This is a genomic window from Deltaproteobacteria bacterium (assembly GCA_026388545.1).
Classification (GTDB): Bacteria; Desulfobacterota; Syntrophia; order Syntrophales; family UBA2185; genus JAPLJS01.
Genome location: JAPLJS010000059.1, coordinates 1 through 19,538, shown reverse-complemented (window position 1 = coordinate 19,538; position 19,538 = coordinate 1). Strand labels below are relative to the sequence as shown.

Below are 19,538 nucleotides of genomic sequence, written 5' to 3'. Positions count from 1 at the left end.
CTCTCCCCTCCGCATGTGTCGGCGCAATGGCTGATGCCGGATTCAAGGACCTCGGTATCCACACGGAGATGCTCAATGCCGGTCTGATCAAGCTGATCGAATCGGGTCAGGTGACAAACGCGTATAAAACTCTCCCCGGCGACCGCGGCAAGAGCGTCTATACCTTTGCCTTCCCTGTGGATGTAAAGTGGTACTATGACACGATCCACCGGAACCAGAACCTGGCGGTCTACGATATCAGTTACACCAATAACCTGCATAATCTTACAAGGCTCGACAACATGATCGCCATTGATAACTGCGTGGCCGTTGATCTTCTCGGCCAGCAGTGCTCCGGTTTCTATGAAAAACGCCCGATCTCGAGTTCCGGCGGTTACTTCCATTTTGTGTCCTTCTGCGCACAGTCGAAAGGCGGACGCGGCGTGGCCTCCATGACGGCAAGGAGCAAACACGGCACATCGAGGATCGTTCCCTTCCTGCCTGAAGGATCGTCGGTGGATGTTCCGGCTCAATTAACGAATTATGTTTGCACGGAGTACGGCATCGTAAACTTGAGAGGGTTGAGCGGTTATGAAAGGTCAGCAGCGCTGATCTCCATCGCCCATCCCGATGACCGTGAGATGCTGGAAAGGGCGGCGAAAGAGAATGGTCTCCTTCCCCCGAAATTCCCCGTCTCCATGCTTCCGGCCGAAGGCAAAACCAGAAGGTATCCCTCCTATTCGGACAGGCGGAATTACAAGATGGCGTTCCACGGCGAGCTCTCGGGATTCGATTGGGATCAGGGTTACCAGACAGCCAAATAAATTGTTTTGCATTATCCCTCTCGATAAGTCCGGGCTATCCGGGCTTATCGAGCTAAGTTGCCAAAGCCAATCAATATTAAAGCTTCCGTGTGCGGCTTCGACAGCTGATTAAATAAATCTCAATTTTCAGGAGGTATTTGTGTATGGCGTTAGATTTCACTTTTACAGATGAACAAAGGTGGTTGGAAGAAAGTGTATACAAGTGGGCGGTCAACTGGCTGGAGCCGCAGATGGAGCACATGTACGAAGTGGACGAGATGCCTCCGACACTCTTCAAGGAACTGGCAAACCTGGGTGTCAACGGGATCGTCTTCGAAGAAAAATACGGAGGTTCCGCTCTGGGCTATATAGATACGCTCCTTGCGTATGAAACGATCGCGCGGGTAAGCAACGCTCTTTCCATGACCGTCGGCGCAAGCCAGACCCTTTGTTTTGACAACTTCAGGCGGAATGCTACGGAAGAACAGAAGATGTATGTCCTGCCCAAATCCTGCACTGGCGAGTGGGTCGGCTGCCTTGGCATTACGGAGCCAAATGCCGGCTCAGACGCCATGAGTATGGCGACAAAAGCGGAGAAAAAGGGAGACAAGTACATCATCAACGGGAGCAAGATATTCATCACCAACTCTCCCGTCGCTGATTTCATGACATTCTATGCGAAGACCGATCCGGCGGCGGGTCCCAAAGGGATTTCAGCGTTCTCTTTCGAGTTCAAAAAGGTCAAGGGAGTCACCGTGGAAAAGATCAAGAAATGGGGTATGAGAACATCCCCCACGGGTCTCGTCACCTTTGAAGACGTGGAACTGCCTGAAGAAAATCTCATAGGTGGTCTGAATAAAGGCGTTGCAGTTCTGACGAGCGGTCTCTGCACGGAGAGAATCACCCTTTCCGGTTGTACCCTCGGCAGTCAGAGAAGCTGCCTCGAACTCTCCCTGAAGTATGCCAAGGAAAGGGTGCAGTTTGGTAAGCCCATCGCTACATTCCAAGCCATCCAGGGGAAGCTGGCCGATATGTACACAGGCTATCTTGCCTCCAAGTGGATGGCATACAGCGCCGCCGCATATTGTGACTCACTGGAGAACAAGGTTGGCGGGAAGGGTACGGACCTTGACCGCATGGCCGCCGCTGCACTTCTCTTCTGCGGGGAGATGGGAACCAAGATCGGTCTCGACGCGATCCAGATATTCGGCGGTTACGGCTATTGCACCGAATACCCCGTCACCAGGCACTTCCTGGATCAGAAACTCTGGGAGATCGGCGCCGGCACCTCTGAGATCAGAAGAATGATCATTGCAAGAGAGTTGATGAGAGACGACTTCAAAAGCGGAAAATAATGTAAGGACCGTGTTTTAATTTCAAATCTGTTTTCGTCATGATAATAAAGGGCGCTGCTCTTATGGCAGCGCCCTTTTTATTAATCCCAACTATCAGTTTTACGCGTTCTTCCTGTCACTTCAAGGGAGGTACGAAGGGTATGTACTGAGCGAAGAGCCAGCAGAGGAAGAAGACGAGCGGTATGTGAACGAACATCTGGAGAACTGAATATCCCACAAGGTCCCGGGCCTTCATATGGAGCAGCCCAAGAAGCGGCAGCATCCAGAAGGGGTTCAGGAGGTTCGGCAGGGCCTCGGCTGCATTGTAGATCACCACCACCCACCCAAGGTTCACTTGATGCTGAATTGCCGCCTGCAGGACATAAGGCGCCTCGATGACCCACTTGCCTCCGCCTGAGGGGATGAAGACGCCCAGAACGGCTGAGTAGACGGCCACCAGAAGCGGGTAGGTTCCCTGGGTCGTCATGCTGTAAAAGAGGTCGGCCAACCACTTGTTGATCCCCGTACCGACGATCATTCCGAAGATCACGGCGTAGAAGGGGAACTGGATCAGAACGCCGCCCGTTGCGGGAATCGACTGGGCGACAGCCTTGAGGAAACGCTTTGGCCGCCAGTGCAGAAGCATGCCCACGGTGATGAAGATCAGGTTATAGTTATTTAAATCCAGAGCTGCCAATGGCCCCCTGGGATCCTTGCCGAAGAGGTCTATCAGGTACCAACAAAGAAGACCTGCCACGAGGATGATCAGCAGAGGGCTGTATTCAAGCCACTCTCCCGGTTTCTGCCGCGCCTCGATGCTCGTATCGATCTGTTCAAATTTCAGGTTGAAGTAATCCACTGTCTTGGCGCGCTCGGGTTTCGGAGCCGAGAAGTAGGCAATAGGTACGGAAACCCCAATGAGGGCGACTATCATCCAGAAATTTCCCCAGATGAAAAGCGTCTGAGTCAGGGGGATCAGACCGCTGATCTCAAAGAGTTTAGGTGGAATTGCCCCCTTTGTGGCCATCATGAGGGGTGCCGAGGAGGAAAGACCGAGGGCCCAGATGGCGCCCAACCCGAGGTAGGCTGCGGCCCCCGCGGCCCGGTAGTCCATTCCCTTAACCCTTCTCGTCAATTCACGGACCAAAAGGCCGCTGAAGATGAGGCTTAACCCCCAGGAGATCAGGGAGGTCACCAGAGACAAGAAGGCAACAAAGGCGATGGCTCCCCTTCCCGTCTTGGGGATTCCGGCCACCTTTTGGATCAGCCAGTAAACGGCGGGAGTAGAGGCAAGCACATATCCGCCGATGATAATGAACGCCATCTGCATGGTAAAGGGTATCAGGATCCAGAATGCCTTGCCGCCCTCGGTCGCGAGCTTGACCGGGCTTTCACCGATGAGAAGACCAAAGACATAAACGATAACAATACCAACAAGAGCAAAGACCCATGCATCGGGAAACCATTTTTCGCTCCAGGCAGCAAGCCCTAAGCCGATGCGCTCAAGCATCCCTTCTTGCTGCTTGTCAGCCTCTGCATTTTTATTTTCTCCCATTTTTCATTCTCCTTTCATAAGACATATTTTTTTAAAATTTGTCCGATAGAAGTATCTGTTTACGTAAGAAACCTACAGCAATAAAACAAAAAATGATGAAACAGAAAAAAACACGATATTACGGCATCACCTCACTTTTCATATGATCTTAAATTATAAAAAAACAAAAAACCTTCTTCACTTGAAAAACGGGGTCTCCATAAACAATCAATTCATAGTTCTTCCCTCGTGGTTCCAATAGAAACCTCGTCCCGGTAAGTACTTTTATTGAGTAGCTATAACAAAATTAATATTTTACTTCAATACTTTTTGTGCCTTCTGTGAATTCAACTTTTATACTTCAACCTGAGGGTAATTAACGCAGTGGCTCATGCAAGGTATAATTAATCCTTGACATATTCACTCGTGTAAACTATATTACACTTACTTTTAAAGACGGTTTTGGTCCAAGTTCGCTCCCCAGAGCCCGTGAAAGGCTACTGGGGTTTTTTTTTGGGGCCTGAGAAAACTCCTTTAAAACAAGAGAGGCGTGGGCCATCACGGACGAAGGCAGGTGGAGTATGGCAAGACAAAGTCAAAACAAGTTCATCAAGCGGCAAAAGGAACTTGAGCGTATGCGAAAAGCGAAGGAAAAAATGGTGAGAAGACAAAGCAAGAAGGATAAGGAGACAGATTCCGACGAGCTCCTGACATCGGATCAACCCGGGCAGACCGCTGAACATCAAGAATAGATTATCTGCCCCAACGGCAGATGAACCACCAGGGTTATTCCTGGCTATACATAGAGAATAAAAAGGATTTTAATGAATTTCAAATCGTTTCAACTACACCCCCATATCGAATCCGGTATCGAGGCTTTCGGCTATACAGAACCCACATCGATTCAAATTGAATGTATTCCCCCCATTCTCCAGAGACAGGACGTTATGGGACAGGCCCAGACCGGTACGGGGAAAACCGCCGCGTTTGTGCTCCCCATCCTGCAGCGTCTGATGGATGGTCCGCGGAAGTGCGTCCGGGCGCTTATCATCGCCCCGACACGGGAGCTGGCGGAGCAGATACACGAGCACGTGCGTTTGCTGGGCCGTCGGACAAAACTGAAGAGCGTCACAATTTATGGAGGCGTGGACAAGCATCCCCAAATAAGGAAACTCCGTGAAGGAGCCGAAATCATCGTGGCCTGCCCGGGACGCTTGATCGATCTCATGGACCAGGGTGAGATTGATTTGTCACACCTGGAAGTGCTCGTTCTGGACGAGGCGGACCGCATGTTCGACATGGGCTTTTTGCCGGACATCAGGACAATCATTAAGCGGTTGCCGTCTCAGCGTCAGACACTGCTGTTCTCTGCCACCATGCCCGATGACATCAGGAAACTGGCACAGGAAGTCCTGCACAATCCTGTAACCGTCCAGGTCGGCGACAATGTCCCGGTATCCACGGTTTCCCATGCCCTCTATCTCGTCGAACCGGAGCACAAAACGTCACTTTTAATGAAGATTCTGAATCGCACGGACACGGAATCAGTGCTTGTCTTCACTCGCACCAAGGACCGGGCCACCCGCCTTGCGAAGCAAATGAAAAAATCAGGTTTTTTCGTAGCGTCCCTGCAGGGGGATCTACCGCAGAACAAGCGGCAGGCGGCACTCAACGGTTTCCGTAATGGCACATACCGGGTACTGGTGGCAACCGACATCGCCGCCCGCGGTATCGATGTTTCGCGGATATCGCACGTGATCAATTATGACATGCCTGATACCGTTGATGCTTATACGCACCGCATCGGCCGCACAGGCCGTGCTGCAAAAACCGGGGACGCGTTTACTTTTGTTACACTCAAAGAACGAGCTTTTGTTTGGACCATCGAGAAGGTTTTAGGTGAGAAGATCGAAAGACGGACGCTGGGGGACTTCGATTACAGCGTGCCGCCTCCGGCAGGAAACGGCGGATCAGAATTCCCGCAACATCTTGCGAGGCAACAAAATTCAATGAATGCCCCGGAACGGTCTTCGGTGCAAATGGCTCTTGCTTCCTCACCGGTGATGAAAACTGTTTCATGCCTCCGGAACGGATCGAGATCTCTTTCCAGGAAAGCGCCTGTCTTTAGTTCGTCCCGATTAAAATCGCGAAAGACCAGCAGTATTCGCTAACCCTGAAGACAAGAAATAATTATACAAACTCAGAAAAAAATCTGATATACTGTTAAAAATTTAATGAAGGAGAGGTTATGAACATCTACGTAGGCAATTTGTCTTACACCGTCACGGAAGAGGATTTGCGTCAGGCTTTTGGGGATTTTGGGCAGGTCGCGTCCGCGTCAATCATTAAGGATCAGTCAAGCGGTCAATCCAAGGGATTCGGATTTATTGAAATGCCCGTGATTGAGGAAGCCCGGGCGGCTATCAGCGGCATGAACGAGAAGGAGATGAAGGGACGGAAGTTGAATGTGAATGAGGCTCGTCCCCGTTCCGATGAGCGCCGCGGTGGTGGCGGTGGCGGCGGCGGAAAGCGACCTGGAGGCAGACCGCGTTACTAACAAGCGGTTCCCTTTTTATGGGGAAGTGCCACGATAAATAGTTCGATACAAAGAATAATGGGACGGTTCTAAAGCTGAAGCATGTTGGGAGAATCGTCCCATTCATTACATCCAATCACCCGATACAGTAAGTATGCAAAAGTCTTTCTTTATCTTCATTCTACCAGTCATTTTTGTTGTTAGTTTGTTTCTGACTGCCTGTATGGAAGGCGAGCAAGTCCTTTCCAAGCCGGATGAATTCACGCACGTCTACGAGGCCGGTGAGAATATCGTCATTCAGGCTATTGCACTGACCTTCAAGGAAAAAGGATTTGGAAATGCCACGATAAACCCCGATAAGAACCAGGTGGAATCGGAGCATATCATTCAGGGAGAATGGAGAACCAAGAGCACAGCCAGGGTAAAGAAGATCAACTGGAAAGAATGTGAAGTTGCTCTTTCCGTTAATACGGAGAAGAAGACTGCAACTGGATGGGAAATGAGAAGGCTTCTCGAAAAAAGACAGTACGACAAAATTTTCAATGCCATCGAACTTCAGATATATGAGCAACTGTATAAAGTCAAGGAGGGGAGGGTCAGTCCCTGACTTTTTCAGTATCAAGCTCAACTGCCGCCGCACCGCGTTTTGAGTGCGGTAACATCAGCCGGGGTAAGCCCGATTGAATCTGATTGGATCAACCGGTACATAATTGCCTCGGTATTATCGTTGTGGTTCAGTCCCAAAGCGTGGCCAAATTCGTGGGCGATCACGCGCACAAGTCTGTCGCCGCTGTCATACTTGTAGATGGTAATTGTCTGCTTGCCGCCCTTGCTGAGATAGTTCCCCTCGTAGAATTCATCACCCAGTTTGTTGCCCACATCCCGGTAATTAACCAGGTCAAGATTATAGTTGGTCGCAATTTCATTAATGACAACCATCATGCTGTTGATGGTATCCACGATCTTTTTCTGTTCTTCTTGTCGAGTTTGCAGATTTTCGCGTATGGAGTTCAATTCCTCTTTTTCCATCATAAGCCTTCTTTGTACATGTTCAGGCGCCCCTCTTTGTTGACGCGTTGATTCAACTTCGGCGTTAAAGGAACCAACCCGTACGTTGTAGGCGTTAAAATCGCTCACGAGCGCCTCTTTTTTCTGCTCGTATTCCGACTTCAAGTTCTCAAAGCGGAGCTTCAGGTCATCATAGGAACTTTTTGTGTTTTCAATACTGTAGCTCAGATTCTTCAGCTTGTCCGCCGCCTCCTGCCGATAGTCGTAGATGAGATTGACCTCAATCATCCCTTTGGGCTCCGCACGGAAAAGCTCGCGGGAAAAAGGTTTACCCCATATTGATGCGGCTTTGCCAACCAAGCCCGTAAATTCCTGGCGGCTCAGGCCAAACCTGTCATCTACTGTGCCTATGCGGTAGGACAGCGGCTCCTGGCACGGGCGGGGCATCCGGAAAAAGATTACGGCAAGGATAATCAGGGTGATAAGAAGGAAAAACAATTTCAAGCGAGACGCCCCTGATGTTCCCAACGTGCCTGGGTGTTTAATTGCCGGTTTCATATACAAAGATCACCTTTCTTAATCTCCCTCTCCTGGTGGGATGGTGTTGGGGACACGAATTCTCATAAGCGGACGCGTCAATGATGTTGTTTATACGGCAAGAATGATATCAGGGCAGGCATTGAGATCAAGTGCGCCAATACTTTATGTTATGCGCTCGCAATTGCGCGACGTTATGTTCTATTTCTCGGGGGGTAACAATATTGCGATTGACGAAGAAGCTGCCTATTCGCGGTTGCAGCATGCGCTGTCTCCAGAGTAGAACGTCGAGCTGATAGGGGCTGATGTAGCCACAGCGAAGGGCGCATTCACAAAATTTCTCGCCGGGTTTTCGTCTGGCAAGAATGGTATAGATATCATTCTGGGCCAGCCAGTTCCAATGGACGGCAATAGTGCCAATCATTGGCCGTTGTCTTTTTTGCCACACAATGGCCTCGATCAGGCTTCTCATGGAAATGATGCCGCGGTAGTAGAGGAACCGACCGAAAAGGAGTTTTTTTCCGGGCAGTTGTCCCTGCCAGAAATTTTCGCTCAATCCCCGTGAGCTGCTTTGATGACCTGTATTTCCCGATCTTCTTTGAGTCTGCGCTTCATGTGTTCTTTGTTTTCTTCCGGTTGCGTGAGGTTCTGCGGTTCTTCGTAAGGTATGATCCCGCAGGGAGTATTTCCGGGGGGATTCAATAAATGTAATCAGCTTCTCGTAAGCAAGATTGACCTCTTTAAAGCGCTCCTCAAGGCTTAATGAAGACTCGGCAAGCAGTGTGGCGCGGTCAGGGTGGGTTTCAAAGGCCTTCTTACGGTAAGCTTCTTTCAGCCCGGATGCCTGGAGATATTTCAGGAAATCAACGGACACGTTAACATTGGTCCCGAATAAAACAGAGCAGGCGTTAAACAGGTCTCTTTTTGTCGGCACCAAGTTCTCCTGCATTTTTCTCCTCGTTCGTTTCTTGTCGATTTTTTCAATACATTCGCAAGAAAAATACCACCACTTTCAACTGGCGACACTCGAATCACTATGTAATTAATTTATCATGGAGTGTGCACAAATCTCAAGAAAGAAAAAAGAGCATTCTTACGATAAGTATGCCCGCCAGCCCGCCAGAATGGAACCGGGCTGTAAATCCAGAGCACCCGATGCCTCTGCAACAGGCGTAAAGCCGCACTCCCGGCAATTGACCTCGACTCTGTTTTTCACGTAGCACCCCTGGGTCAGCCTCCCATCCGGATCGACGTTGATCAGCACGTCATCATGGCAGCGCCAGTTGTGCCGGTTCATCAGATCAGGGCCAAACTATCGGCCACGGCAAGACCATGGCGGCTGGGCCTCAGATAACCGTCCACGATCTCTACAAGCCCTTCTTTCTCTAATTTCGCCAGGATTTCCTTCTTTTCCGTCCAATCATGACAGGTATGTTTCCGTAAAAAATCCTCCATATGGATTCCCTTCTTCGTGCGAAGGCCGAGAAAAAATGCCTCAAGACACAATTGCTCCGGACTCAGCGTCTCCGATGACTCGACAGGCGGTTTGCCCTCTTCAATGTCCTGAATATAACGCTCGACGGAGGCATAATTCCACCACCGTTGGTTTTCCCGGAAGGAATGGGCGGAGGGACCAAGGCCGAGGTACGGGGACTGATCCCAGTATTTTTTATTATGCCTTGATGCAAGCGCCATGCTTTTTGCGAAGTTGGATACTTCATAGTGGATGTAACCGGCCGACTCCAGTATGCCGGACGTATTCAGGAAGAACTCTAGCTGCGCGTCCTCACCCGGCATGGCGAATTCGCCTGCAAGGTGTCGGCTTTTCAGGGATGTCCCGGTCTCGAGGCTGAGCTGGTAGCATGATAGATGCTCAACATCGAAGGATAGTATTGCCTCTAGTGTATTCATCCAGGATTCCATGTCCTGTCCGGGTACTGCATAGACCAGGTCAATGCCGATATTTATGAATCCGGCTTCCCTGGCCGCTTCAATGGCAGCTATACCCTGCCCGGGTGAATGCCTGCGCCCCAGGAATTTCAGGATATTTGCATCAAGAGACTGGACACCGATATTCAGGCGGTTGATCCCCAAATGATTCAGGGATTTCAGGTAACGGAGATCGACATCGGCCGGATTGACTTCTATGGTGATTTCCGCATCCTCTGTGATCGAGAAGCATCGACGGACCCGGATAAGCAGTTCTTCCGCCTCTTTTACTGTGAGGACCGACGGCGTTCCGCCGCCGATATAAACGGTGTCGAACCGGGTGAAGGCATCCCGGTACATATCCATTTCCCGGAACAGTGCTGCGAGGAAGCCGGGCTTCTCCATAAGAGCGGTGACGGAGAAGAAACTACAGTATGGACACTTGCTCCGGCAAAACGGAATATGGATGTAGAGGCCGGGCAGGGAATTATGAATCGAATTTTTCATTTTTCAATGTGATAGTATATTCCCGGCATTCACCGGGAGAGGCTGATTCCGTCTCTGTGAGCTTCGACAGGATAATTCTGCTCCCGCCAACCGTTGAATCCTCCGGCTAATGGCCGGATATTAGTGAATCCCTTTTTTCTCAGTATAAGTGCCGCCCGGGCACTGGATACATCGTTCGGTCAGGCGCAATACGTTACTATCTCTCTTTCTGCGAAAACAGCGGAAAACCCCGCCAGATGCTCAAGCGGAAAGTAAAGGGCGCCGGGAATTACATATGGGTCGGCTTCGAACTCCAGGAGATGCCTTACATCGACAATGGCAATCTCATCACCGGCGTCGAGTTTCCTTTTCAGTTCCTCAGGGGTGATACTATTTAACAACAATTCTCTGAGAAGATACTGTTTGCGCAGATACTTCCAGACGATGTACAGAACAAGCAGCACAAGAACGGCCAAGAAAACACTCCCTTGCCCCCAGTCGGGAAGGGCAATTCTTTCGAGGTCTATTTCACGGCTGAAAAGGTAACCGGCGCCCATGAAGAATACTACCCAGATGAGCGAGCCGATGCTATCGAAGAGGAGGAAAGATCGAAGCCGCATGTGTACAATACCGACAAGGGGGACCATCAAAGTGCTGAGCCCCGGAATGAACTTTGCGAACAGCAGGGAAGCAGGCCCGTGTTTTACGAACAACTTTTGCGTTTTCCTGACGCAGGCATCCGGTTCCAGAGTAACGCGGCAGAGAAACGAGAGCACTTGAACCCCACGAACCCGACTCAGAAAAAACCATGCAAAATCCGCAAGCATGACGGCAGCAAAAGCCAGACCCACAGCGTAGGCAAACTGCATGTGCTCCATGTCGGCAAGGATGCCGGCAGATATCAGGGGAAGGGTTGCGGGGATGGGGATGCCGAGTCTTTCTGAAAAAACCCAGAGAAAAAGGAGGGGGTAGCCATAGTGAATCAGATTTTGGATAATCTCATGCATCGGTGAGATGATTCCTTTTCCTTCATTAAGCCTCAATCGCGCGCGTTTCCCCAGCCATACAAAACACTTCCTGCCGGGAAAGCCCGGTCATGCTGGCGGGGATATTAACAAGATTTCATTTAAAAATTCAGTCTTGTCGACAAAGAGAATACCATTTAGTCCTTTCTGTTTTGCTCTTTCAACATTTCCCGGATCATCATCCACAAACAGGATTCGATCTGCTTTTGTACCCAGGATATTTACCACATCATCGAAAATGCTCGGGTCCTTCTTGCTCTTCCCAAGATAAAAGCTGTTGAAAACGACATCAAACCATTTAAAGAAATCATCCCTCATATTCAATATGTCAAGCCAGTCGGTCTGATCACTCAGTATCCCCACGCGAACTTTTGAACCCCTGATTATTTTGACTATGTCGATCAACCAATCCCTGATTATAAATCTTGATAATATCTCGTTCCGTAAAGATTCATCATTTCCTTTAATTCCGGTTACCTTCCTTAGTTTTTCCCAGAAAACATTCTCAGAGGATTTTCCAAGGACATAGCCGCAAGAGTGAATGACGTCACGTCCTCTATTGAAAAAGACATCCTCATCAATACCATTGTTCCGGGCAATTGCCTGCAATCCATATCTGAATCCCTCTTCGGCAATGACGCCGCCGAAGTCAAAGAGAACAACGTCAATTTTGTGTTTCATATATCTATCATCCATTGGCGGCATTTTCAATCTTCACAATCATCAGCCTTAACTCTTCGGGTACAATAACCTTTTTATTCTCCCGATAATTGAAGGTCACGATCACACCATCACCTTCCGCTGCCAATTTCTGATGCTTTGTGCTGACAACTCGATAATCCATCATAAAGCGGTCTTCCTCGATAGCGGTCACTTTCGCCGCAACGAGAACTTTATCGGGATATGTCAACGGCGCCTTGAATCTGCAGGATGTGGCGGCAAGAATAGGTCCGATCCACGTACTTTTCATAAATTCAATAACATCCAACTTTTCAAAATAAGCAATCCTGGCGTTTTCGAAGTACCTGAAATAAACTATGTTATTGACATGCTGAAAAGCATCCATCTCTCCCCATTGAACAGGAATTTCGATGACTACCGGATACCCCTCCACAAGATTGTCCATGACTCCTCTCCTCCTTCTGTTATGTAATCATTGATGTCAATTAGAGTACCTTTATGATGTCGGGGGCGTGTCTCTCTGATGCAGGAGGAACAGTGGTTGGATAACCGATGACTACTGGCGCCACAATACGGCAATCTTCGGGAACGCCAATTTCATTAAGAATTTTACGGTCACGGATATTTCCACCCGATCCGATCCAGCAAGTGCCCAATCCTCTTGAAGTAGCCGAAAACATAAAATACGCAACGGTCAAAGCGCAGTTTACATCAAGAAAACTTGCATCCCTGGAGCCAATGAAAATAACCAGGCAGGGCGCATTGTAAAAAACATTAAAACTCTCATCCCGGAAGCGCGATTCTAATTGCTTCATTGGTGATGCGGGGTTTTGAAGGATATCGGAAAGTATGTTTTTCTTGCTCTCATCCGACAGCTTTTTGATGATCTCCCTGTTTTGAATGATGATAAACCGGCAGGGTTGGAGATTCCTTGCAGTTGGAGCAAGACAGGTGTCGTGAAGGATTTCTTTGATGACTGATAAGGGTACATCCTTCTCTTGAAAGTCTCGAATGGATCGCCTGTTTATTAATAATGTCTTGAAGTCCATATTCGTTCTCCTTTCAATTTATTGTAGTGCGAACCCTCAGGTCCGCCAGAAGAGCTTCGATGATGACCAGCGGTTTGATATACTTGCCAAAGATGATGACCATAGGCTTCCTCCTGTACATTCAATCAATTTGCCGGACCCTAAAACCGTTAATCGACAAGCATCAGACAATAGATGTTCTGTGTTTCTGTTTTTTCCCGGAGGGTCTGGATAAAAAAGCCGTTATTCCGAACTGTCTGAAAGACATCAATTCCGCAGGCCTCCATTGAAGGCCGCGCCTTGGCCGGAAAGCGGCATGAAATCCCCGTAACTTTGCCGCACTCCTTACAGAGCGCGCAGGGACCGGCCAGTATTGCAAATGCTTTGTAATAGCCATCCTTGAAGAGATCCCCCTCCATGGTAACCAGCATATCAAAGAACTTCATGTTCATTGCTCCGCGGTCCTTGGCTCTGGGGGCTTCCCGATGAAAGAGGATAGCCCGCTCATAGGAATCCAGGATTGCTCTTGTCTGCTCCGGTGCCGGCGTTTCAGGTGGACAGCAATGGCCCGTCCTGTACGGGCACCCGAACAGGCATTTCAATCTTACCCACGGGGCTGTTACAACGCTGTCCGGATGGATTACTTTCGCGTGAGTCGCTCCGCCCTGGATGGCTCTTTTACAATATTTTCCCAGATCTGATCCTTCCATAGTGACCTCCCTTAAAAGAATTGATAATCCTCGTGGACTGTAACGAGGGAGGGTGAAAATGTCAATTCATACTTGGGGAAAGCATATTTCGACAGGCGAGGAAACTTCCCCGCCGTCAATTTTCTTCTTCGTAGTGGAATTTTCCATTCAATTCATGATAGTCAATATAAAGTTCCTGAACCGCCAAACTAAGGAGACTCGTATGAAGCGATTTTTCTCCAGCGCCCTGTGCTTGCTTGTGGTCGCTTTCTTTTCCGGTTGTATTCAAGATACCACTGTCATTCACATAAAGCCGGACGGCAGCGGAACAATTGAAGAGACCGCCCTCTTCTCCAACACCATGCTTGAACTCATGGAATCGCTTGCAGACAGCATGGGAAACGTCGAGAAGCAGAAAGGCGATCAGGACAATAAAAATGCGGTCAAAGGCGATTCCAAAAAGGGAGAAAAGAAAACCCGCGACGATGTCATTGCAAAGTTGCTAAAGGATGCCGAAACACGCGCCAAAATGTTTGGTTCCACGGTGAAGTTCATATCCGCCAAACCGGTAAAGACGGATACGGGCAGCGGATACTCTGCCGTTTATGCTTTTCAGGATATCAGTCTGGTGAAGGTCAACCAGAACCCCAGTGACAAGGTGGATGGGAAAAAAGCTGAGAAAAGCGATTCCCCCCCAAAAGAGGAATATCTTCTTTTTTCATTCATTAAGGGCTCTCCTTCCAGGCTTGTCGTCACATTTCCTGCGCGAAAAGATGCAGGAGGCGATACACCAAGCGCCCCGGACACTACCAAGGGTACCGAAGAGAAACCAAATAAGGAATCAGACAACCAGTCCCTGGAAATGATGAAGAACCTTTTTCAGGATATGAAGCTGAAGATTTCACTTCACATCGAAGGAACTATCGTAAAAACGAATGCTACGTACAGAGACGGCTCAACAGTTACTCTCATTGAGATGGATTTCGGTAAGATCGTGAGTAATCCTGAGCTATTCAAGAAACTGAGCGCCTCAAAACCGGAGTCTATCGAAGAAACGAAGGCATTGGTGAAAAGTGTCGAAGGCTTGAAGTTTGAGATAAATAACCCTGTGACTGTCGATTTTAAATAGCTATTTCCCAAAGGCATACATGAGCGGCAAACGACCTGCCAGGAAAGGGCACAATAAAAAGGAGGAACGTATGAAGACTGGAAAGGAGTATATCGAAAGCATTCAGGCCATGAAACCTGAAGTCTATGCCTTCGGTGAGAAAGTGGAAAATCTTTTCAATCACCCGTGTTTTCGTCCTACTATCAATGCCCTTGCCCTGACCTATGATCTGGCAAAAGAACAGAGTGACCTTATGATGGCCGATTCACCTTTTACAGGGGGAAGGATAAACCGCTTTCTCCATATCTGCCTGTCGTCGGAGGATCTGGTAAAGAGAGCCCAGCTTGGCAACTTTCTTACACCGCAGCACGGCGCCTGTGTGGGCGCCAGATGTGCCGGGACGGGCGCCCTCAATGCCCTTTTTGCCACGACCTATGAAATGGATGAAAAGCTGGGCACCGATTATCACCAACGGTTCCTCAAGTTTCTACACAATGCGCAGAAGGAAGATCTGGCATGCAGCGGCATGGTCACCGACGCGAAGGGTGACAGGTCACTAAGCCCCGGAAAGCAATCTGATCCGGATGTCTATTTGCATATGATCAAGGTTCAGGACGACGGGATTGTCGTGCGAGGCGCCAAGGCCCACCAGTCCGGAGCGGCCATCGCGCATGAGAATATTGTTGTTCCCACAACCTCCATGGGACCGGATGAGCAGAAGTTTGCCGTAGCCTTTGCCATACCCCCCGATGCCCCCGGGATTGTCCACATTGCTGAAGCGCCTGCCCCCAACGCGAGAAGGTTTGGCGGTGATGAAAGGGATTTTGGGAATTACCGTTATGGCGTCCATGGCTCTACCCTGGTTGTCTTCAATGATGTTTTTGTTCCCAGGGAAAGAATCTTCATGTGTGGTGAATACGAGTATTCGGGAATTCTGGTGCAACGATTTGCCGCTTTTCAGCGGTTATCGACGGCGGCGTGCAAGTCCGGCCACTGTAATCTTGTATGCGGAGCGGCGGCGGTGGCAGCCGAGTACAACGGCTGCGAGAAAATGGGGCACATCCGCGACAAACTCACGGAGATGTCCTTCCAGTCAACCCTGGCCTTTGGTTCCGCCATAGCGGCCGGTTGCCTGGCTGCATCTACCCCATCCGGGGTGTATGTACCGCATACACTCATGGTCAATACCGCGAAAATGCAAGCTGCGAAGGCTGTGTGGGAAGCATCGCAATTGGCCTGTGATATTGTCGGAGGCGTTGTCTGTACGGCGCCTACAGGGAAAGATTTTGATAACCCGGAAATTGCCCGGTATGTAGATAAATACTTTAAAGGTAAAGCTGACACATCCACGGAGGACAGGATACGGATAGTCCGGCTTATAGAGTATCTCATAGGACAATCCTCTATCGTACCTACGGAATCCATGCATGGCGCCGGACCGCCTGCAACGCAGAGATTAATGATCCGTGCGGCAACCAATATTGACTATCTGAAAAAGTGTGCCCGCATCATGGCGGGTATTAAAAAGGGGTGAGACATATTAACCCCGGGACAAAAACATTGTCACTGTGAGATTATAAAGGACACCTATGACAACACCCCCACTCCTTGAAATATTCTCTGATTACGTTTGACCGTGGTGCTATTTCATTACGGTGCGTATTGATCGACTGAAGAAGGAATACGAAGTTGAAGTTAAATGGGCTGCCTTTCCCCTCCACCCTGAGACCCCGGAAGAAGGCCTTACCCTTGCAGAACTCTTTGCCGGCAGGTCTGTTGATATCCCGGCCATGTGCAGCGACTCAAGCGGGTAGCAGAGGAGCTTGGTCTGCCCCTGGCCGACCGCACAAAAACCTACAACAGCCGCCTGGCCCAGGAACTCGCCAAATGGGCGGAAGCCGAGGGGAAAGGGGATGAATTTCACGATGCAGTCTTCAGGGCCTATTTCGTGGAGGGTAAGAACATTGCCAAAACGGACACGCTCGTCGGCCTGTCCGAATCCATCGGACTTCCGGGTGATGAAGCCAGGCACGTCGTCCAGGATAGAACTTTTCGCAAAGCGGTGGATGCTGACTGGAGGCGATCCCGTGACCTGGACATAACGGCCGTTCCTACTTTAGTCATGGGCAGTCACGGGATAGCGGGTTTCCAGCCCTACGAGGTTCTGAAACAATTTCTGAAAAGCTGTGGGGTTGAAAAAAGGAAAGCATAATACAGGCTGAAGGGGAACCGTCTCTATTTCTCCGTCCCCGTTCACTTTTTTTCATGTAATCATAAGAATAATTCAATATTACTTTGATAAAATCAAGGCAATCTGATAATCTAAAAATATGAAAAAGAAGAGCCTAATAGAGACGAATCCTTATTTAAAAGATCCTGCCGAACGGGAAGCCGGAATTATCCTTAATGTGGCGACTTCATCTGCGATCGAAGGGATTTCCCTGTCCGCCTTTGGAACTTTTCTTAAAACCAAGAAGAGTTCTACCGGTAAGACTGCCTGCGTTGCCTCAATGTCCACTCGATCACTTCGCCGAAAATCTTCTCCATCAGTTCGTAAGTCTGGGTGAGTCCGGACTGTACCGCAAAAAAATAATCCTGTTTTTTCTTACCCTTCAACATGGCGAAATCCAGCGGAATCGCCACTTTCCAGGCGGGACATGAGAGTATTAACAAATTCACCATGAGGCGCCCCTTTCACCGCTGGCGATTTCTGATCTGCTGTACTCCAAGCAGTGCTCCAAAATAATCCCGGCTTCCACTGCCTCAAAACACACAATCGTTAAGTACATCCCCCCTGTCATCCCGGACTTGATCCGGGATCTAGATTTCCTTGTTCCTTGAACCTTTCTCCTAGTTCCCTTTTCTCCATCCTGCGCCTGGTGTGCCATTTGGCGCCTGTTCCACCATTATTGGGTATTTACGCCTAAATCCTTTCTTATTCAATACTTACAAAACAATTAGAACCATCCCCTTTTCTCAACACAGTCTCCTGACAGGAGGGGGCTTGGGGAGAGGGGTAAAGAATGAATAGTAGGGTAATTTGGAAATGTTTATTTTACAAATTGCGATATAAGTATATTAGTAATTTAATAATCCATATGTTACTTAGCGTCCTAAGGACGCTAAGTAACATATGGAAGAAAATTTGTCAAGAAAAATTTTATCCTCAGCTAAGGCTTCGAAACGCACTTCTTTAGGTTCTAAATATTTGATAAAAAAATGCGTCTGTGAATTTAGTTGACGAAGGAACAAACATGTGATATGCGTCCTTAGGACGCATATCACATGTTTGTTAAACAATATCTTCGGATAAAAGACTTATGGATATAAAAGCTGCAATGACCCGTTCCTTAAGGGAATTAGACCAGCCGGTCATAACAGACTATGACCTTTACATGACTATTTTCAATTTTCACCAGGTAAAGAAATATCGTGGCGAAGCGGTTAGTATATCTACTCAAATACCGATGTTTCATGAGGTGCTCACACAAATTGTTAATCCCTTAATAGAATTCGGTACTATCACCCCGTACAAGGATTTCCAGGAAGGCCGTGTTTTTCAAATCGTTGGAAACCGATTCTTTGAATCAGGAGATATTGCTTGCTCAGTTGACCCATTCGCGTATATTTCCCACCTCAGCGCCATGGCATACCACGGCCTCACTAATAGACTTCCCAAAATGCTTTTTATATCCACGCCGCCAATAAAGGAATGGTCGAAATATTCAAAGCAGAAGATGGAAAAAGATTGCCAGGGTTTCCTCGATGATTACTTAAAGTGTCAATTGCCGCAGTTGATAACTATAAAGTTTGACAAAATTCAAAAAACTCAAATCACCAGGTACTCGAGCATCCATCAGGGGGCGTTCAAAAACGTAGAGGACAGAAAGCTCAGGGTTTCGACAATCGGCAGAACATTTCTTGATATGTTGCGAAAGCCGGACTATTGCGGCGGTATAAGACACATCATGGACACATTCATCACATTTGGGCCACAATATAAACGCCTGATCATTGACGAACTCGATCGTCATGGGAACGCTATCGAACAAGCAAGAGCAGGGTATCTGTTAGAAGAATGTTGCCACATCAAAGATGATGAAAAAATCGAGCAATGGGCTAAGCGTGTTCAGCGAGGAGGCTCCAGAAAACTGGATCCTGAGGGACCTTACAGGGAGACCTATTCAGAACGATGGTGTCTATCCATCAATGTGGAGTGATCATGGAAAAGCTTGATCTTTCCGAATGGGTGATGCGGAGCGAAAATTCTGACGATACTGCATTCCGGCAGGCTGTGCATGTCCTGATCCTTGCCATCTCCCAATCCGATTCATTAAAGACAAGAATGATTTTTCATGGAGGTCTGCTCCTGGCGATTCGATTTAAGGGTATCAGACACACCAAGGACGTTGATTTTGTGACGGCAGATCATCGTAATCAGATTGATGTTGAAGATTTTATCGGCCGTTTGAATGAAGAGATTGCTGTTGCCGGTGAAACTCTTACCTACGGCCTGGATTGTAAAATTCAATCGCACCGTGTAAAACCACCCGGAGAAAACAGGAACTTTCAGACCATAAAAATCAAGATGGGTTATGCTTATAAAGGTACTCCCGCGCATCGGAGATTGATAAAACGAGAATGTCCTACAGTGCTTGAAATAGATTATAGCTTCAATGAGGTAAATCAACGAATTGATACAATCCAATTAGTCGATGGAGGTAAATTACAGGTTTACAGCCTGCCGGACATCGTTGCTGAAAAATTTCGTGCGATGATTCAACAAAAAACACGCAACAGACAAAGAAGACAGGACGCCTTTGACATCTACTGGTTATTAAAGAACGGTTATCTGGAAGAC

At 48.5% G+C, this 19,538-nt stretch carries 21 protein-coding genes and 1 pseudogene; 11 read left to right on the top strand and 11 right to left on the bottom strand.

Features of this window, described 5'->3' with window-relative positions; genetic code table 11:
- Positions 1 to 803 (top strand): hypothetical protein (locus tag NTW12_07235; GenBank protein MCX5846136.1); only part of this gene is annotated, 803 nt, incomplete at its 5' end.
- A gap of 143 nt (positions 804 to 946) precedes the next feature.
- The gene (locus tag NTW12_07230) at positions 947 to 2,137 is read left to right on the top strand and encodes an acyl-CoA dehydrogenase family protein (protein MCX5846135.1); all 1,191 of its coding nucleotides are present in this window, start codon (positions 947 to 949) and stop codon (positions 2,135 to 2,137) included.
- Positions 2,138 to 2,252: 115 nt separating this feature from the next.
- Here the strand turns inward: NTW12_07230 and NTW12_07225 are convergent, their stop codons facing one another.
- Positions 2,253 to 3,671: a TIGR00366 family protein gene (locus tag NTW12_07225; protein MCX5846134.1), complete on the bottom strand. Its 1,419-nt coding sequence runs from the start codon at positions 3,669 to 3,671 to the stop codon at positions 2,253 to 2,255.
- A gap of 560 nt (positions 3,672 to 4,231) precedes the next feature.
- On the opposite strand from NTW12_07225, the gene NTW12_07220 reads away from it, so the two are divergent.
- From NTW12_07220 to NTW12_07205, 4 genes are all read left to right on the top strand, one after another.
- The gene (locus NTW12_07220) at positions 4,232 to 4,402 is read left to right on the top strand and encodes a hypothetical protein (protein ID MCX5846133.1); all 171 of its coding nucleotides are present in this window, start codon (positions 4,232 to 4,234) and stop codon (positions 4,400 to 4,402) included.
- A gap of 72 nt (positions 4,403 to 4,474) precedes the next feature.
- Positions 4,475 to 5,821: a DEAD/DEAH box helicase gene (locus NTW12_07215; GenBank protein ID MCX5846132.1), complete on the top strand. Its 1,347-nt coding sequence runs from the start codon at positions 4,475 to 4,477 to the stop codon at positions 5,819 to 5,821.
- A 77-nt stretch (positions 5,822 to 5,898) separates the two neighbouring features.
- On the top strand, positions 5,899 to 6,207 hold the full coding sequence (locus tag NTW12_07210; GenBank protein ID MCX5846131.1) for an RNA-binding protein: 309 nt from the start codon (positions 5,899 to 5,901) through the stop codon (positions 6,205 to 6,207).
- 133 nt (positions 6,208 to 6,340) lie between these two features.
- Complete coding sequence (locus NTW12_07205; protein ID MCX5846130.1) at positions 6,341 to 6,793, top strand: hypothetical protein; 453 nt, start codon at positions 6,341 to 6,343, stop codon at positions 6,791 to 6,793.
- Between the two features lie 17 nt (positions 6,794 to 6,810).
- On the opposite strand, the gene NTW12_07200 is transcribed toward NTW12_07205, so the two are convergent.
- The 9 genes from NTW12_07200 to NTW12_07160 all read right to left on the bottom strand — a co-directional run bounded on the left by NTW12_07200 (position 6,811) and on the right by NTW12_07160 (position 13,590).
- Entirely contained in the window at positions 6,811 to 7,752 is a 942-nt protein-coding gene (locus NTW12_07200) for a matrixin family metalloprotease (GenBank protein ID MCX5846129.1), read from the bottom strand.
- A gap of 127 nt (positions 7,753 to 7,879) precedes the next feature.
- Positions 7,880 to 8,665, bottom strand: a complete 786-nt coding sequence (locus tag NTW12_07195; protein ID MCX5846128.1) for a DnaJ domain-containing protein — start codon at positions 8,663 to 8,665, stop codon at positions 7,880 to 7,882.
- 159 nt (positions 8,666 to 8,824) lie between these two features.
- Positions 8,825 to 9,028, bottom strand: a complete 204-nt coding sequence (locus NTW12_07190) for a hypothetical protein (GenBank protein MCX5846127.1) — start codon at positions 9,026 to 9,028, stop codon at positions 8,825 to 8,827.
- Positions 9,028 to 10,167 carry a radical SAM family heme chaperone HemW gene (gene hemW, locus NTW12_07185; protein ID MCX5846126.1) on the bottom strand — a complete coding sequence of 380 codons (1,140 nt, stop codon included), beginning with the start codon at positions 10,165 to 10,167 and terminating at the stop codon, positions 9,028 to 9,030. Before hemW ends, NTW12_07190 begins: the two co-directional genes overlap by 1 nt.
- A gap of 179 nt (positions 10,168 to 10,346) precedes the next feature.
- Positions 10,347 to 11,153, bottom strand: coding sequence for a VTT domain-containing protein (locus NTW12_07180; protein MCX5846125.1), 807 nt, complete (start codon positions 11,151 to 11,153; stop codon positions 10,347 to 10,349).
- 87 nt (positions 11,154 to 11,240) lie between these two features.
- A complete protein-coding gene (locus NTW12_07175; protein ID MCX5846124.1) occupies positions 11,241 to 11,852 on the bottom strand; it encodes an HAD family phosphatase in 612 nt (203 codons plus the stop codon).
- A 7-nt stretch (positions 11,853 to 11,859) separates the two neighbouring features.
- Complete coding sequence (locus tag NTW12_07170) at positions 11,860 to 12,297, bottom strand: thioesterase family protein (GenBank protein ID MCX5846123.1); 438 nt, start codon at positions 12,295 to 12,297, stop codon at positions 11,860 to 11,862.
- Positions 12,298 to 12,337: 40 nt separating this feature from the next.
- Positions 12,338 to 12,901 (bottom strand): nitroreductase family protein, encoded by a 564-nt coding sequence (locus NTW12_07165; protein ID MCX5846122.1) that lies wholly within the window; start codon positions 12,899 to 12,901, stop codon positions 12,338 to 12,340.
- Between the two features lie 149 nt (positions 12,902 to 13,050).
- Positions 13,051 to 13,590: a DUF2284 domain-containing protein gene (locus tag NTW12_07160; protein ID MCX5846121.1), complete on the bottom strand. Its 540-nt coding sequence runs from the start codon at positions 13,588 to 13,590 to the stop codon at positions 13,051 to 13,053.
- Between the two features lie 202 nt (positions 13,591 to 13,792).
- On the opposite strand from NTW12_07160, the gene NTW12_07155 reads away from it, so the two are divergent.
- The 3 genes and pseudogenes from NTW12_07155 to NTW12_07145 all read left to right on the top strand — a co-directional run bounded on the left by NTW12_07155 (position 13,793) and on the right by NTW12_07145 (position 16,889).
- A complete protein-coding gene (locus NTW12_07155; protein MCX5846120.1) occupies positions 13,793 to 14,698 on the top strand; it encodes a hypothetical protein in 906 nt (301 codons plus the stop codon).
- 70 nt (positions 14,699 to 14,768) lie between these two features.
- Positions 14,769 to 16,211 (top strand): 4-hydroxybutyryl-CoA dehydratase, encoded by a 1,443-nt coding sequence (locus NTW12_07150; protein ID MCX5846119.1) that lies wholly within the window; start codon positions 14,769 to 14,771, stop codon positions 16,209 to 16,211.
- A gap of 55 nt (positions 16,212 to 16,266) precedes the next feature.
- A pseudogene (locus NTW12_07145) lies at positions 16,267 to 16,889 on the top strand (DsbA family oxidoreductase).
- 269 nt (positions 16,890 to 17,158) lie between these two features.
- On the opposite strand, the gene NTW12_07140 reads toward NTW12_07145, so the two are convergent.
- A complete protein-coding gene (locus NTW12_07140) occupies positions 17,159 to 17,359 on the bottom strand; it encodes a hypothetical protein (protein ID MCX5846118.1) in 201 nt (66 codons plus the stop codon).
- Between the two features lie 638 nt (positions 17,360 to 17,997).
- Here NTW12_07140 and NTW12_07135 point away from each other — a divergent pair.
- Entirely contained in the window at positions 17,998 to 18,897 is a 900-nt protein-coding gene (locus NTW12_07135; protein MCX5846117.1) for a hypothetical protein, read from the top strand.
- Between the two features lie 2 nt (positions 18,898 to 18,899).
- Positions 18,900 to 19,538, top strand: a 639-nt coding sequence (locus tag NTW12_07130; GenBank protein MCX5846116.1) for a nucleotidyl transferase AbiEii/AbiGii toxin family protein, incomplete at its 3' end; no start/stop codon positions are given.